The organism is Streptomyces sp. NPDC030893 (genome assembly GCF_055571535.1).
Window position 1 is genome coordinate 179,090 of the sequence record NZ_JBVIFC010000004.1, and the last position, 15,578, is coordinate 194,667.

Sequence of the window (15,578 nt, forward strand, 5' to 3'; positions counted from 1 at the left end):
GCTTCGTGTGACTCATCGATGCGGGTGGGCGCTGAGGTCCCAGGCGCCCTGCCGGGTCAGCGGCCGCGGCAGGTGCCGCAGCGTCCAGGCGGCGGCCTTGTAGCGGAGGCTGGGAACGCTGACGACCTTTCCCCGGCGCAGATCGCGCAGCGCGGTGCGCACCACCGCGTCGGCGTCCAGCCACAGCCAGGGGGGCGGGAACGTGGTCGGGATGCCGGCCCGCCGGTGGAACTCGGTGCGGGTGTAGCCGGGCAGCAGCGCGGTCATCCGGATCCCGGCGTCGCGCACCTGCCGGGACCAGGCCAGTGACTCGGTGAACGAGATGACCCAGGCCTTGCTCGCCGGGTAGGTGGAGCTCAGCCAGGACGGGCCGACCCCGGCGACGCTGGCCACGTTGAGCACCTGGCCGCGGCGGCGGGCCGTCATGGCGGTCAGGGCCGCGTCCGTCAGGCGCAGCACCGCCCGGACGTTGAGGTCGAGGAGCTTTTCCTCCGCCTCGGGGCCGTTGCTCAGGAAGGGCTGTTCGTAGCCGATGCCGGCGTTGTTGACCAGCAGGTCGACGGCCGGTTCGGCGCCGAGCCGGGCGCAGACCGCGGCGCAGCCCTCGTCGGTGGCCAGATCGGCCGCGAGCACCTCGGCCTGCGTGCCGTGGGCCGCGCGCAGTGCGTCCGCCGTCTCCTTCAGCGCGGCCTCGGAGCGGGCGACCAGGACCAGCCGGTGGCCCTCGCGGGCGAGGGCCCGGGCGAAGGACCGGCCGAGTCCGGCGGTGGCTCCGGTGATGAGTGCGGTGGGCATGGTCTCCTCGGCGGTGGGAGGGCCGGCGGTCACGGGGCGTCGGTGAGCACCGCGGCCAGATCGCCGCGCACGGCCGCGAAGGCGGCGAGCGTCCGCTCCAGGTGCTCGTCGGTCTGGACGGCGGTGTAGCTGGTGCGCAGGCGGGGCGAAGCGGCGGGCGGCAGTACGGCGTTGACGTACACGCCCTCCTCCATCAGCCGCTTCCAGCCGACGACGGTGTGCAGTTCGTCGCGGGTGTCGACGGGGACGATGGGCGTCTCGGAGCTGCCGGTGCGGTAGCCGAGGGCGGCGAGTTCGCGGCGCATGAACTCCGCGCTCTTCAGCACCTTCTCGCAGCGCCAGGGCTCGGTGCGGACGATCTCCAGGGCCGCCAGGGCCGCGGCGGTGTTGGCCGGGCTGCTGCTGGCGGAGAACAGCAGGCTGCGGGCGTTGTGGCGGAGGTACTCGATGACCTCCTCGTCGCCGAGCACGGCCCCGCCGATCGAGCCGAACGACTTGGAGAACGTCAGGGTGATCAGCGGTACCCGGCCGGTCAGGCCGAACTGCTCGCAGGTGCCGCGTCCGCTGCCCAGGACCCCGGCGCCGTGCGCGTCGTCCACCAGCAGGGTGGCGTCGAACTCCTCGCAGACGCGGACCAGTTCGGGCAGCGGGCAGAGGTCGCCCTCCATGCTGTAGACGCCGTCGACGGCGACCAGCCTGCCGCCGCGGCCGGGGTGCCGGGCCAGCTTCTCCGCGAGATCGGCGGTGTCGTTGTGGCTGAACCACTGCAGCCGGGCCCGGCTGAGCCGGACGGCGTCGATGAGGGAGGCGTGGGCGTCCTTGTCGACGAACACCGTGTCACCGGGCCCGCACAGGCCCGCGACGGCGCCGAGGTTGGCCTGGTACCCGGTGGTCAGCAGCAGGGCGGCGGGTTTGCGGAAGAAGGCGGCGAGCTCGCGTTCCAGCTGTTCGTGCAGCTCCAGGTTGCCGTTGAGCAGCCGGGAGCCGGTGCAGCCGGCGCCGTAGCGGTGGGCCGCGTCGGCCGCCGCGGCGGTCACCCGCGGGTCGGTGCTCAGGCCCAGATAGTCGTTGGAACCGCACATGACGAGTTCACGGCCGTCGGAGAGCCGGGCCACACCGTCGGCCCGGCCGTCGAAACTGACAAAGAACGGGTAATAGCCGCTTGCTTTCCCCTCCCTGGAACGGGTGTAGGAGAAGCATTTTTCGATGACACCCACTGTTCGCCTTTCGACAGGTCTTCGGCAAGGAACAGGTCTTCAAGAAGGCACAGGTATTCAACAAGGCATGACGGAATGAAAAAGGCGTCGTCATGATGCGCACGGCGAGCGGGCAGCATGTGCCGGCCGGTTCGCGGGGTGCGCAATGCAGCACCGCGGCGCTGCGCGGGCAGCGGTATCCGGTGGTGAAAGAGAAGAAGAGGTGATGAGCGCTCAGGCGCGACAACGCGCCAAGGCGACGGCCCCGTGCATGTGTACTCCCCCGTACGTGTGCAGTCCGGCTCTTGGTCGGTCGGATCGAGCGGCGGAGCCCGTCAACTGTGCCTTTGCCGTGACGGGCCGAGCGCTCAGAACGATCCGGCTCGTTCAATCTATGCGGCCCCCGTCGGCTTCGTCAAGTAAACCTTTGGCCGTCGCTTTGACCTGGACTTTTCTCCGTGCGGCGCGGAGTCGCCGGAGAGGGCGGCCGCCGCATTCGGCAGAAGTGGAGCCATTCCATCCGCCCGATCCCGGTTGACACTTTCCGTCGGAGTCGGCTTTGCTGGCATCGAATTCCGCGGGGCCCACGATATTCCGGATGATCCGGTACCGGCCCCCGCCGCCGGTGACCGCGGCGGCTTCCCGGCCGCCTTTTCCGCGAGCACACCGGTCATCCGCCGACGGAGCCCACGCCCTGCCGCGGGCCCGCCCGTTCGATATTCGGAGGTTCAGCCGCCCATGTCCGGACGCACCGCCCTCGTCAGCGGGGGAAACCGGGGGATCGGTCTCGCCGTGGCCCGGGCACTGCACGCCGACGGCGACTCGGTCGCCGTCACCTGCCGGAGCGCACCACCGCCCGACGACTTCCTCGCCGTCAAGTGCGACGTCACCTCGACCCCGAGCGTCGACGACGCGGTCACCGAGGTCGAGGAGAAACTCGGCCCCGTCCAGGTGCTGGTGGCCAACGCCGGCATCACCCGCGACGCCCTGCTGGTGCGCATGGGCGAGGAGGACTTCCTCGACGTGCTCGACACCAACCTCACGGGCGCCGTACGGCTGGTCCGCCGCACCCTGCGCGGCATGATCCGCCGCCGGCACGGACGCATCGTGCTGATCTCCTCCAGCTCCGCCCTGTCCGGCTCGCCCGGCCAGACCAACTACGCGGCGGCCAAGGCCGGGATGGTGGGCTTCGCCCGCTCCCTCACCCGGGAACTGGGCGCCCGCGACATCACCGTCAACGTCGTCGCCCCCGGCTGGATCGACACCGACATGACCGCGGACCTCCCGCCGGAGGTCCGCGACCAGGCCGCCGGAACCGTCCCCCTCGGACGCTTCGGCTCACCGGACGAGGTGGCGGCCGCGGTCCGGTTCCTCGCCGGCCGCCGCGCGGGCTACATCACGGGCGCCGTCGTACCGGTCGACGGCGGCATCGGAATGGGGAACTGATGGCACTGCTCAGCGGAAAGACCCTGCTCGTCACCGGAGTCATCACCGACTCCTCGATCGCCTTCCACGCCGCCCGCGCGGCCCAGGAGCACGGCGCGCGCGTGGTGCTGACCGGCTACGGCCGGCTCAGCCTGGTCCAGCGCATCGCGCGCCGGCTGCCCGAGCCCGCGCCCGTGGTGGAGCTGGACGTCACCGACGCCGGCCACCTGGCCACGCTCGCCGACCGGGTCGGCGAGCACACCGACCGGATCGACGGGGTGCTGCACTCGGTCGCCTTCGCCCCGCCCGGCGCGCTCGACGGCAACTTCCTCAGCACCTCCTGGGAGGAGGCCGCCACCACCCTGCGGATCTCCACCTACTCGCTGCAGGCGCTCACCACCGCCGTGCTCCCGCTGATGGACCGCGGGGGTTCGGTGGTGGGGCTCGACTTCGACGCCTCGGCCGCCTGGTCCGGCTACGACTGGATGGGCGTCGCCAAGGCCGGCCTGGAGTCCTGCACCCGCTACCTCGCCTCGCACCTCGGCGCCCGGGGCATCCGGGTCAACCTGGTCGCCGCGGGCCCGCTGCTGACCATGGCCGCGCGCAACATCTCCCCGTCCGCCGAGGCCGAGGGCGCGGCGCCGTTCGGCGCCGAGTGGGCGGAGCGCTCGCCGCTGGGCTGGGACCCGGCCGACTTCGAACCGGTGGCGCGCGCCTGCGTGGCGCTGCTGTCGGACCTCTTCCCCGCCACGACCGGCGAGATCGTGCACGTCGACGGCGGCGCCCACGCGATCGGCGACCGCCCGGCCCGCACCCTGGCGAAGGCGGCGCTGTGACCACCGTGACCGCCCGCCTGTTCACCGTGGAGGAGTTCGCGGCCCTGCCCGAGGGCGAGCTCCTCGGGCACAGCTCCTGGCACGAGGTCCCGCAGAGCCGCATCGACCTCTTCGCCGAGGCCACCGGCGACCACCAGTGGATCCACACGGACCCCGTCGCGGCGGCGTCCGGCCCCTTCGGCACCACCGTCGCCCACGGCTTCCTCACCCTGTCCCTGCTGCCGCTGCTCACCTCCGAGGTGTACGACGTCAGCGGGGTGTCGGCGGCGGTCAACCACCGTGTCGACAAGGTCCGGTTCCGCTCCCCGGTGCCGGCCGGCGCCCGGGTCCGCGCCCGGGTCTCGCTGCTGTCCGTGCGCCCCCGTCCCCAGGGCTTCACCGAGGCGGTGATCCGGGTCGCCATCGAACTGGCGGACGGCGGCACCGCCTGCACCTGCGAACAGACCACGCTCTACCGGGCCTAGGTCCTACGGCCCACCGTCCACCACCACGAGAAAGGCACAGCCCCATGGCACTCGACCTGAACGAGATCCTCACCGGCCTCGGCGAGATCGTGAACGAGGTGACCGGCACTCCCCTCGAGGACATCCAGCCCGACAAGTCCTTCGTGGACGAGCTGGACGTGGACTCGCTGTCCATGGTGGAGGTCATCGTCTCCGCCGAGGAGCGGTTCGACATCCGCATCCCCGAGGAGGACGCCAAGACCTTCAAGACCGTCCGCGACGCCGCCGACTTCATCCTGCTGCACACCAAGTGAGCTCCCCGCACCGGCCGTCCGGCCGGTGCGGGCTCACCCCCGGCCGGCCAGCGCGGTCAGCCGGGCGTGGCCGGCCCGCAGCAGGGACGTGAAGCCCTCCGGGTCGATCAGCGCCTGGATGTGGGTGCCCTTCACATGCCGCAGCTCCGCCGGTGACCCGGCGTCGCGGGCGGCCTGGAGGAAGGCCTGCTCGTCGGTGCGGAACAGCCGGTCGCCCCGGCAGTTGACGATGAGCAGGGGAGGGGTGCAGCGCCCCGCCAGGGCGAGGAAGTCGTGGCGGGTCAGCTCCTCCACGGCCTCGGAGAAGCCGCGCATGGACAGTCCGCCGGCCAGCACCGCCTCGGAGCTCTCCCGGGGCAGCAGCCGGCGGAACAGCGCGGCGTTCGCCCGGGCCGCCCGCTCCTCGCCGACCCACCGCATGAACCGGCCCGCGTTGCGGTAGAGCCGGGCGGCCGTGCCGCGCGGCTGGACGGTGGCGTTGTTCACCAGCACCCCGGCGACCAGCTCGGGGTGGGCGGCGGCGGTCGCGAGCGCGGCGAAGCCGCCCAGCGACATGCCGGCGAGGACCACCGGGCCCGAGCCGGCCCGCGCGGCCTCCAGCAGCGCGGTCCGCACCTGGGCCACCGCGCCCTCCAGGGTGAACGGCGCCTCGTCGAGCGAGCCGTGACCGGGCAGGTCGCAGGCGGTGACCCGGAACTCCGGTGCCAGCCGGCGCGCGTGCGGAAGCCACATATGCGCGGAGACCCTGATTCCGTGCACCAGCACCAGCGGCTTTCCCGCGGGGTCCCCGAAGGTCCACACGCCGGGTTCACCGGATTTTTCCCAGGACCTTTCAGAATTCATGATCCGCCCCTTCCCGAAATCTTTGCAGGTGGCCCGCCGAATAATTCGAATTCCTTGACGGGATCAGGTGCCACACTCTAGCCTGAACGAGTCGGATCGTTCCAGAGGAGGGTCCGACCGCGAGCTCACTCACGGGGGAACACCATGATCAAGATCGCATCCGCGCTGTTCGGCGTCGCGCGCGACGTAGTCTGGCTGGTTCAGGCGGTCTACCACTCCATCGAGCGCCGGTAGGCCGGCCGCGGGCAGTCGCGCCCCGCACACCGTCCCGCGACGGTGCCGCGCGCTCTCCTCGCGGTCGCATTTCACGCGGTCCCGGGCGGGACTCCCGCGCCATGACACCCCTGGCAGTGATTTCACCACGCCGCATTTCATGACGGTCGCACGAGAAATCGGAATTGCCGTGACGTCAAAGTTATTCACTCCGGATTCGGAGACGACCTACGAAGAAGTCGAACGCCGGGCGCTCGCCGTGGCCGGGGCGCTGCGCGCCCGCGGGATCGCCACCGGTGACCGCGTCACCCTCAAGGCGGGCAACTCGGGTGGCTACGTCACCGTCCTGCTGGCCCTGATGCACACCGGCGCCTCGATCGTGCTCCTCGACGACCAGCAGCAGCCCGCCGTCACCGAACAGGTCGTCGGCGTGACCCGCACCCGGCTGACCGTCGTGGACGACACCGCCACCGCCCCCGGGCGGGCGGTCGTGACGGTGGCGGAGCTGCTCGCCGAGGCCAAACACGCCGCCCCGGCGGCCGGCGCCCTGTCGTTCGACGCCTGGCGCGCCCTGCCCGACGGCCTGATCACCTGGTCCTCCGGGTCCACCGGCGAACCCAAGGGCATCGTCAAACCGGGCGAGGCGATGCTGCGCAACCTCGACCGCTCCATCGAACGGATGGGGCACCGGCCGGACGACGTCCTGCTGCCGCTGCTGCCCTTCTCGCACCAGTACGGCCTGTCCCTGCTGCTCACCGCGTGGCTGGCCCGCTCCTCGCTGCTGGTCGCCCCCTACCGGCGGCTGGACCACGCGGTGCGCATGGCCGGCATGTACGGCGCCACCGTGGTCGACGCCACGCCCGCCGTGCACCTGAGCATCCTCAACCTCGTCGAACGCCGCCCGGAGATGGCGGCGGACCTGCGCAAGGTGCGGATGTACTGCACGGGCGGCGCACCGCTGGACGGTTCGGCCGCCGAACGGTTCGTGGCCGCGCTCGGTCTGCCGCTGCTCGACGGCTACGGCAGCACCGAGCTGGGCAACATCGCCTTCGCCACCCCCGACAACCCGGTCGGCTGCGGACCGGTGCTGCCCGGCATCGACGTGAAGCTGGAGGCGGACCCGGGCGAACGGACGGCCGGCGTCGGCGAACTCCTGGTGCGCACACCCGACGTGTTCTCCGGCTACCTGACCGCCGACGGCGTCTTCGACCCGGTGCGGGACGACTGGTACCGCACCGGGGACCTGGGCCGCTTCGACGACCACGGCAACCTCTTCGTGCTCGGCCGCAAACTCGCCGTGCACCGCGCCGGCTACACCCTCTACCCGGAGGTCGTCGAACGCACCGCCGCCGGCTGCGGGGCCCCGGTCAAGGTGATCCCGCTGCCCGACGAACGCCTCGGCAGCCGGCTGGTCTTCTTCGTCCAGGACCCCGAAGGACGCGACCCCCTGTACTGGCGGGCCCGCATCTGCGCCCTGCTCTCCCCCTTCGAGTACCCCAACCGCGTCGTGGTCTGCGACGCCTTCCCGCTCAACCGCAACGGCAAGCCGGACGGCAAGCAGCTGCGAGCCATGGCACTGACCGGACCGGAAAACGGAACGCACACACCCGAGGATCGGAGTTCACTCCAGTGAGCGCACACCAGACCCGACCGCTCAGGCGGGTGGTCGTCACAGGAACCGGTGTCATCACACCGGTCGGCAACACCGTCGACTCGTTCTGGAAGTCCCTCGTCGACGGCCGCAGCGGCATCTCCGCCATCGAGACCTGGGACGCCTCCGACCTCCCGGTGCACATCGGCGCCGAGGTGAAGGACTTCTCCCCGGCGGACTACATGCCGCACAAGGTGAGCCGGCGCATGGACGCCAGCGCCCAGTACGGACTGGCCGCCGCCATGCAGGCGGTGCGCGAGGCCAAACTGGAGATGGACGACGACCTGTCCGCCCGCACCGGGGTCTACCTCGGCTCCTCCGCCGGCGCCGCCCAGCTCACCTACGACACCACCGTCAAACTGCACGAGCGCGGCGCCCGCGCGGTCAGCCCCTTCTTCTTCGCCACCAGCGGCTCGGAGAGCGCCGCCGGCGAGGTCGCGATGTGGCTCGGGGCCCGCGGCCCGTCGTCGAGCCTCAGCACCGCCTGCGCCTCCGGCGCCACCTGCATCGGGGAGGCCGCCCGGCTCATCCAGTTCGGCGTGGCCGACGTGATGGTCGCCGGCGGCGCGGAAGCGCCCGTCACCCGGCTGAACATCGCCGCCGCCGCGGCCTGCCAGGCGCTCTCCCGCCGCAACGACGACCCGCAGAGCGCCTGCCGCCCGTTCGACAACGAACGCGACGGCTTCGTCATGGGCGCCGGCGCCGGCGTCGTCGTCCTGGAGGAGTACGAGCACGCCCTGGCCCGCGGCGCCCACATCCTCGGCGAACTGGCCGGCTACGGCGCCACCACCGACGCCTACCACCTCACCGCACCGCACCCCGACGCGCTCGGCACCAAGACCGCCATGCGCATCGCACTGGACTCGGCCGGACTGCGCCCCGAGGACGTCGACTACATCAACGCCCACGGCACCAGCACCCGGCTCAACGACGCCACCGAAGTGGCCGCCATCCGCGGGGTGTTCGGCGAGCACGCCACCCGCATCCCGGTCAGCTCCACCAAGTCCATGACCGGGCACCTGATCTCCGGCACCGGCGCGGTGGAACTCGTCGCCGGCCTGCTGGCCATCCGGCACAACGTCGTCCCGCCCACGCTCAACTGCGACGACCCGCTGGATCCCGACCTCAACTTCGTGCCCGGCGTGGCCCAGGAGTGGCAGGTCGATGTCGTCATGAGCAACTCGTTCGGATTCGGCGGGCACAACGCCGTGCTCGTGGTCCGCAGCCTGAAGGAGGAAGAGAGTCATGCCGCGTAACGATCTGATGGACATCGCCACCCTGCCGTCCGGAGAGAAGGGCTACGTCGCCAGGGAGGACCTGCCGGCCGGAACCGTCATCGCCTCCTGGCGGAAGTCCGCGGTCGACTCCGACCCCACCAAGTTCACCATCCAGGTCGGCCGCGACCACCACGTCGACGCCGACGAGGTCCGCTTCCTCAACCACTCCTGCGTCCCGAGCACCTTCGTCGACGCCACCACCGGCGACGTCGTCGCCCTGCACCCGATCGCCGCGGGCCGGCCCCTGACCTTCTTCTACCCCTCCACCGAGTGGGGGATGGCCGCGCCCTTCGACTGCGCCTGCGGGCACGCCGGCTGCCTCGGCAAGATCACCGGCGCCGAGGCGCTGCCCGCGCACGTCCTGCGGCGCTACGCCCTCAACGACCACATCCGCGAACTGCTCGCCGAACGGGGCGGCGACGCGGACTGACCACCACCGCGCGGGCGGCCGGCCCTCCCTCCCACACGGGGCCGGCCGCCCCGACCCGGTCCCGTACCCGCCGATGAGGAAACCCCACCATGCCCTCTGCCGGAGAACTGCTCGTCTCCACACTGCGCCAGCACTCCGTCGACGTCGTGTTCGGTATCCCCGGCACGCACAACCTCGGGATCTACGCCCACCTCGGGCGCCACGGCCTGCGCCACGTCACACCCCGGCACGAGCAGGGCGCCGGCTACGCCGCGGACGGCTACGCCCGGGTGTCCGGCCGGCCCGGCGTGGTGATCACCACCACCGGCCCCGGAGTGCTCAACGCCGCCGCCGCGGCGGGGCAGGCCTACTCGGACTCGGTGCCGCTGCTGCTGATCTCGCCGGGCATGCCCTCGGGCCACCGCAGCGGGGAGGGGCTGCTGCACGAGACCCGCGACCAGTCCGCCGCGCTCGCCGCCGTGTGCGCCGCCTCGCACCGGGTGCGGGACCCCGCCGAACTCCCCGGTCTCCTCGCCACCGTGTTCACCCGGCTCACCTCGGGCCGGCCCCGCCCGGTGCACCTGGAGATCCCCTACGACCTGATCGACACCGAGGTGGACGCCGCCCCGCTGCCGCCCCTGCCGGCCGCGGCCCCGGTCGCGGACGACGGGGCGGTGGCCGCCGCCGCGCACGTTCTCGCCGCGGCCCGCAGGCCCGTCGTCGTGGCCGGCGGCGGCGCCCGGCGCGCCACCGGCGAGCTCCGCGAGGTCGCCGAGGCGCTCGGCGCACCGGTGGTGACCACCGCCAACGGCAAGGGCGTACTGCCGGAGAGCCACCGCCTCAGCCTCGGCGCCGCGCTGCACGTGCCCGAGGTGCAGCGGTTCCTCGCCACCGCGGACGCCGTGCTCGCCGTCGGCACCGAACTCTCCGAGACCGACACCTGGAACGGGCCGCCGCGCCTGACCGGCCGGGTCGTCCGGGTCGACGTCGACCCCGGCCAGCTGCACCGCAACGCGACCGCCGACCACCCCCTGACCGGGGACGCCGCACAGGTGCTCGCCGGTCTCCTCGGACATCTCCGCTCCGCCCCCGCACACCCCCGTCCCGGGCGGCGGAGCGGGGATACCCCCGCCGAGGTCAGGTCGGCCGTACGGGCCTACGGCCGGCGCTGGCGGGACGTCACCGCCGCCCTGCGGGCCGCGCTGCCCGAGGACGCGGTCCTCACCAACGACAGCGCGATGGCCTGCTACTTCGGCGCCCTCACGGGCTTCCCGACCGAGCGGCCCGGCCGGTTCCTGTACCCCACCGGCTTCGGTACCCTCGGCTACGCCCTGCCCGCCGCCGTCGGGGCGTCCCTGGCACGCCCAGGCCGTCCGGTCGCCGCGCTCAGCGGGGACGGCGGGCTGCAGTTCACGGTGAACGAGCTGGCCACCGCCGTGGACGTGGGCGCCCCCCTGCCGGTCGTGGTCGTGTCCAACGGCGGATACGGCATGATCCGGCAGGAGATGGCCGAACGCGGGCAGCCCGCCGTCGGAGTGGACCTCGCCGTGCCCGACTTCCCGGCGATCGCCCGCGCCTACGGCGGCCACGGCTGCCACGCCGGCTCACCCGCCGAACTGCGGGACGCCGTGGGGAAGGCACTCACCGTGCCGGGCCCCACGGTCGTGGTCGTCCCGGAACCGCCCGCCCCGACCCCCCAGCCATCCGCCTGACGACAACCTCGGGAGTTCTCGTGGAACGACCGCCCCATCTGCACGTGACCTGGACCGACGAACCGACCGGCGCGACCGGATACCTGGTGATCGACCGCCTGCTGCGCGGCGCGTCCAGCGGCGGGCTGCGCATGCGCCCCGGCTGCACCCTCGCCGAGGTCGCCGACCTGGCCAGGGCCATGACACTGAAGGAGGCCCTGGTCTACCGGCCGGAGGACCGCTACACGCCCTTCGGCGGCGCCAAGGGCGGCATCGACTTCGACCCCGCGCACCCGGAGGCCCCCGCGGTCCTCGAACGGTTCCTGCGCGCCGTCCGGCCGCTGGCGGAGACGTACTGGTCGGTGGGGGAGGACCTGGGCACCCGGCAGGAGGACATCGACCGCGCCTTCGAGCGCATCGGCCTGAGTTCCTGCGTCCACGCCGCGCTGCCGTTCGTCGAGGACGGGGCCGAGGCGGGTCTGGCCCGGATCTCCGACGCGTTCGCCGTGGAGGTGGACGGGCTCGGACTCGGCGACACGGTGGGCGGCTACGGCGTGGCCCAGTCGGTGCTGTCCGTCCTCGCCGAACACCAGGAACTGCCCGCGGAACGGACCGCGGTGGTCCAGGGCTTCGGCTCGATGGGCGGCTCGACCGCCCGGTACCTCTCCCGGGCCGGCATCCGGGTCGTCGCCGTCGTCGACCGGGACGGCGTGGTCCTGGACGAGCGCGGTATCGACGTGGAGCGGCTGCTGGCCGACCGCAGCCCGGCCGGCCTGGTGAACCGTGCCACGCTGCCCGAGGGGGTGACCCTGCTCCCGGTCGGGGACTGGCTCACGGTGGCGGCGGACGTCCTGGTGACCGCGGCGGCCTCGTACGCCATCGACGAGACCAACTGCGCCCAGGTGCGCTGCCGTTACGTCGTGGAGGGCGCCAACGTCTCGGTGCTGCCCGGCGCCGAGGCCGCGCTCGCGGCGCGCGGTGTCGTGGTCGTGCCGGACTTCGCCGCGAACTTCGCCGCCAACAGCTGGTGGTGGTGGACCCTCTTCGGGGACATCGGCCCCGACGCCGACCAGGCGCTCACGAAGATCGAGAAGACCATGCGCGACATCACCGCCGAGATCTTCCAGCGGGTGCGCGCCACCGGGGCGACGCCGCGGCAGGCCGCGACGGCGATCTCCGAGGAGAAGCTCCGCCAGGCGCGGATCCGCTACGGAGACCTTCCGTCCTGACCCCCGCCCCGCCCGGGCCCTGTACGTGCCCCGACCGTCCCCGGTGTCCCTCCCGCACCGGGGACGAGGCATGTGCGGCTCAGGCGGGCGTTGCCCCCGGCCTGCGCGGCGGCGCCGCGAGCGTGGCGTCCACCATCCGCTCGATCCCCTTGGCGTCGACCGCCTCGTCCGAGAACAGGCTGCGGAACAGCATGGTCCCGGCCCACATGTCGAGCACCATCGAGATGTCGGTGTCGGCGGGCAGGTCCCCCCGGTCCAGCGCCCGCTGCATCACCGTCATCGACTGCTTCTTGCGTCCCTCGACGATCTCCTCCCACAGCCTGCGCCGCAGGGCGGAGTCCTCCGACAGGTCGCCGATCAGGGCCGGCAGTACGTTCCTGATCCGGTCCGAACCGTAGAACCGTCCCAGCGCCTGCGAGGCCAGCGCCACCATCTCGGCGCGGCTGTCACCGAGGTCCTCCGTCGGGACCTCGCGCAGCTCGCTCCGGATCCCGTCCAGGACGAGCGCGGCCTTGTTCGGCCACGACCGGTACAGGGTCGCCTTCCCGACGCCGGCCTCGGTCGCGACACCGCCGATCGTGAGCTTCGCGTAGCCCCGCTCGCCGAGCATCTTCATCGTCGTGGCGAGCACGCGCTCGCGGGCGTCCAGATCCCTCCGGTGCGTCCCGCTGGCGTCCACCACCACTCCGAGGGTGCGCTTCTCTCCCATTGCTCCTCCTTTCGGGAACACAGACCTGCCTCGGTGTCCCTGACACATAGTTCGATGGAACGGTACGTTTCGTTCAAGTCAAGAGCAACTCGATGCCGGGTGCGGCAGTTAAAAAGTCAACCAAGCAGGTGTTGCCGCGCCGTTCCGGGCGAGTCGGCGCCACCGGTCACGGCGCGGTCACCGCGCTCCGCCGGAACCCGGCACCAGCGCCCCACCCCCGACCTCCCCACCCGAACCCCCGCCCCCGACCTCCCCCTGCCCCGCCACCCCGACCCCGGCCGCCACCTCGGCCCGGGCCGACGTCTCGGCTTCGGCCGGCATCTCGGCCTGGTCCGGTGTCCCGGTCTCGGCGGGCTTTCCGGTCCGGCCCGGTGTCCCGGTCCCGGCGGGTGGCTCGGTCTCGCCCGTTGTTGCGGTGTGGCTCGGTGTCTTGGCTCGGCCTGGTGTCTCGGTTCGGCCGGGTGTTTTGGCTGCGGCGGGTGTCTTGGCTTCGGCCGGCGTCTCGGTCCCGGCGGGCGCCGCGGTCTGGGCTGGTGTCTCGGTCTCGGCGGGCGTTGCGGTCTGGCCCGGTGTCTCGGTCTCGGCGGGTGGCTTGGTCTCGCCCGGTGTTGCGGTGTGGCTCGGTGTCGTAGCTCGGCCTGGTGTCTCGGTCTCGGCCTGTGTCCTGATCGCCGAGGGCGCCTTGGTCTCGGTCGGCGTCTCGGTCCCGGACGGTCCCTCAGCCTGGCCCGGTGCCTCGGTCCCGCTGGGCGTCTCGTCCACGCCTGGTGTCTCGGTTCGGCCGGGCGTCTCGGCCCCGACGGGCGGGTGCGCTACGGCCGGTGTCCCGGTCTCAGCGGGCGTCTCTGCTCGGGCCAGTGTCTCGGTCTGCCCCGGAGCCTCGGGCTCGGTGGGCGTCCCGGTCTGGCCCGGAGCCTCGATTTCGGTTGGCGTTCCGGCTTTGCCTTGCGCCTCCGCCCTGCCCGGCGTCCCGGCTCTGCCCGGCGACAAGGCCTCGCCGTGCGGTGTCGCTTTCTCCGGCGCGGATTCCGGGGGAGTCGTCGCGCCCCGCAGGGCGAGTCCGGCGGTCACGGTGATCAGGGCGGCCAGGCCGGCGCAGGTCGCCACCGTGATGTGGAATCCGTCCAGGAAGGCGTGGCGCGCCGCGGACGCCAGCGCCTCGCCCAGCGCGCCCGGCAGCGCGCCGGCCACCTCCATCGCCCCGGCGAGCGACTCCCCGGCCACGGCCGCGTGCTCGCCGGGGACCTCGCGCGGCACGTCCAGGCCGTCCCGGTACACCCGGCTCAGCACACTCCCCAGCACCGCGATACCGAGCGCGCCGCCCATCTCGTAGGCGGTTTCGGAGATGGCCGAGGCCGCCCCCGCACGCTCCTTGGGCACGGAGGCCAGCACGCTGTCGGCGGTGACCGTGAACGTCATCGCCACACCCGAGCTGGTCACGATCAGGGCCGCGAGCAGCGCGGGGTAGGAGATCTGCGCCGACAGCCACAGGTACTGCAGCAGCCCCGCCGTGACCAGCGTCAGGCCCAGCGCGACGGTACGGGCCCGGCCCCAGGAGGCGGCCAGCCGGGGCGCCAGCACCGCGCCGAGGACCGCCCCGGCCACACCCGGCAGCTGGGTCACCGCCGAACGCAGCGGCGACCAGCCCAGTACGACCTGGAAGTACTGCGACCCCACGAAGCCCATGCCGGCCAGTGCGAACATGGCCATCACGGTGGCGCCCACCGAGGCGTTGAAGCCCCGGTTGCGGAACAGCGCGACGTCGATGAGCGGTGCGCGAAGACGCCGTTGCCGCCGGGCGAAGAGCATCAGCGCCCCGACGCCGACAACGGCGGCCACCAGCGCGTCGGTGTCGGTCGGGCCGTCGTGCGCCGCGTCCTTGATCGTGTAGATCAGGGCGCTGACGCCCGTGACCGACAGCAGCACGCTGAGCAGGTCCAGCCGGCCCGGCTCGGGGTTCTTCGATTCGGGCAGCACGAAGAACCCGACCACGAAGATGAGCAGCATCACCGGAATGTTGATCAGGAAGACCGAGCCCCACCAGAAGTGGTCGAGCAGGACCCCGCCGATCAGCGGTCCGACGGCGAACCCCGCCGAGCTGACGCCGGACCAGATGCCGATGGCCCGGGTCCGTTCCGCCGGATCGGTGAACGTGTTCCGGATGATCGACAGGGTGGACGGCATGAGCGTGGAGCCCGCGACGCCCAGCAGGGCGCGCGAGGCGATCAGCAGCTCGGGCGTCCATGCGTACGCCGTGAGACCGGACGCCGCGCCGAAGGCGAAGGTGCCCACGAGCAGCAGCCGCCGCCGGCCGATCCGGTCGCCCACGTTGCCCATGGTGATCAGCAGACCGCCCAGTGCGAAACCGTAGATGTCGGCGATCCACAGCAGTTGGGTCGAGGTCGGCCGCAGCTCCGCCGTGAGCCGGGGCACCGCCAGGTGCAGCACCGTCAGGTCCACGGAGAGCAGAAGCATCGTGAGGCAGGCGATCGCCAGCGTCGCCCCCTTGCGGCGTTCACTCAGCAGCGCGTGTTTCCCCATGTGCTC

14 protein-coding genes are annotated in these 15,578 nt (G+C 72.5%); 9 read left to right on the forward strand and 5 right to left on the reverse strand.

Annotated elements, in window-relative coordinates; all coding sequences use genetic code 11:
• Positions 1-12: 12 nt before the first annotated feature.
• Together ACZ434_RS10685 and ACZ434_RS10690 are read right to left on the reverse strand one after the other, a co-directional pair.
• Positions 13-795 carry an SDR family NAD(P)-dependent oxidoreductase gene (locus ACZ434_RS10685; protein WP_468453976.1) on the reverse strand — a complete coding sequence of 261 codons (783 nt, stop codon included), beginning with the start codon at positions 793-795 and terminating at the stop codon, positions 13-15.
• Between the two features lie 29 nt (positions 796-824).
• Positions 825-2,012: an aminotransferase class I/II-fold pyridoxal phosphate-dependent enzyme gene (locus tag ACZ434_RS10690; RefSeq protein WP_468453978.1), complete on the reverse strand. Its 1,188-nt coding sequence runs from the start codon at positions 2,010-2,012 to the stop codon at positions 825-827.
• A gap of 717 nt (positions 2,013-2,729) precedes the next feature.
• On the opposite strand from ACZ434_RS10690, the gene fabG reads away from it, so the two are divergent.
• Genes fabG through ACZ434_RS10710 form a run of 4 tightly spaced genes read left to right on the forward strand, consistent with a single transcriptional unit; the run spans position 2,730 to position 5,009 of the window.
• On the forward strand, positions 2,730-3,437 hold the full coding sequence (gene fabG, locus ACZ434_RS10695) for a 3-oxoacyl-ACP reductase FabG (RefSeq protein WP_468453980.1): 708 nt from the start codon (positions 2,730-2,732) through the stop codon (positions 3,435-3,437).
• Positions 3,434-4,252: an enoyl-ACP reductase FabI gene (gene fabI / locus ACZ434_RS10700; RefSeq protein ID WP_468454519.1), complete on the forward strand. Its 819-nt coding sequence runs from the start codon at positions 3,434-3,436 to the stop codon at positions 4,250-4,252. Before fabG ends, fabI begins: the two co-directional genes overlap by 4 nt.
• Entirely contained in the window at positions 4,249-4,716 is a 468-nt protein-coding gene (locus ACZ434_RS10705) for a MaoC family dehydratase (protein ID WP_468453982.1), read from the forward strand. The genes fabI and ACZ434_RS10705 overlap by 4 nt, the downstream gene beginning before the upstream one ends.
• A gap of 44 nt (positions 4,717-4,760) precedes the next feature.
• Positions 4,761-5,009: an acyl carrier protein gene (locus tag ACZ434_RS10710; RefSeq protein WP_468453984.1), complete on the forward strand. Its 249-nt coding sequence runs from the start codon at positions 4,761-4,763 to the stop codon at positions 5,007-5,009.
• A gap of 33 nt (positions 5,010-5,042) precedes the next feature.
• On the opposite strand, the gene ACZ434_RS10715 is transcribed toward ACZ434_RS10710, so the two are convergent.
• Positions 5,043-5,852, reverse strand: a complete 810-nt coding sequence (locus ACZ434_RS10715; protein ID WP_468453986.1) for an alpha/beta fold hydrolase — start codon at positions 5,850-5,852, stop codon at positions 5,043-5,045.
• Between the two features lie 403 nt (positions 5,853-6,255).
• On the opposite strand from ACZ434_RS10715, the gene ACZ434_RS10720 reads away from it, so the two are divergent.
• The 5 genes from ACZ434_RS10720 to ACZ434_RS10740 all read left to right on the forward strand — a co-directional run bounded on the left by ACZ434_RS10720 (position 6,256) and on the right by ACZ434_RS10740 (position 12,322).
• Positions 6,256-7,698 carry a class I adenylate-forming enzyme family protein gene (locus ACZ434_RS10720; RefSeq protein WP_468453988.1) on the forward strand — a complete coding sequence of 481 codons (1,443 nt, stop codon included), beginning with the start codon at positions 6,256-6,258 and terminating at the stop codon, positions 7,696-7,698.
• Positions 7,695-8,972, forward strand: a complete 1,278-nt coding sequence (gene fabF / locus ACZ434_RS10725; RefSeq protein WP_468453990.1) for a beta-ketoacyl-ACP synthase II — start codon at positions 7,695-7,697, stop codon at positions 8,970-8,972. Before ACZ434_RS10720 ends, fabF begins: the two co-directional genes overlap by 4 nt.
• A complete protein-coding gene (locus tag ACZ434_RS10730; RefSeq protein WP_468453992.1) occupies positions 8,962-9,423 on the forward strand; it encodes an SET domain-containing protein-lysine N-methyltransferase in 462 nt (153 codons plus the stop codon). Before fabF ends, ACZ434_RS10730 begins: the two co-directional genes overlap by 11 nt.
• A gap of 89 nt (positions 9,424-9,512) precedes the next feature.
• Positions 9,513-11,114, forward strand: coding sequence for a 5-guanidino-2-oxopentanoate decarboxylase (locus tag ACZ434_RS10735; RefSeq protein WP_468453994.1), 1,602 nt, complete (start codon positions 9,513-9,515; stop codon positions 11,112-11,114).
• A gap of 20 nt (positions 11,115-11,134) precedes the next feature.
• Complete coding sequence (locus ACZ434_RS10740; protein ID WP_468453996.1) at positions 11,135-12,322, forward strand: Glu/Leu/Phe/Val dehydrogenase dimerization domain-containing protein; 1,188 nt, start codon at positions 11,135-11,137, stop codon at positions 12,320-12,322.
• 79 nt (positions 12,323-12,401) lie between these two features.
• Here ACZ434_RS10740 and ACZ434_RS10745 read toward each other — a convergent pair whose 3' ends face one another.
• Complete coding sequence (locus ACZ434_RS10745; RefSeq protein WP_468453998.1) at positions 12,402-13,031, reverse strand: TetR/AcrR family transcriptional regulator; 630 nt, start codon at positions 13,029-13,031, stop codon at positions 12,402-12,404.
• A gap of 177 nt (positions 13,032-13,208) precedes the next feature.
• Positions 13,209-15,572 carry an MFS transporter gene (locus tag ACZ434_RS10750; RefSeq protein ID WP_468454000.1) on the reverse strand — a complete coding sequence of 788 codons (2,364 nt, stop codon included), beginning with the start codon at positions 15,570-15,572 and terminating at the stop codon, positions 13,209-13,211.
• Positions 15,573-15,578: the final 6 nt, after the last annotated feature.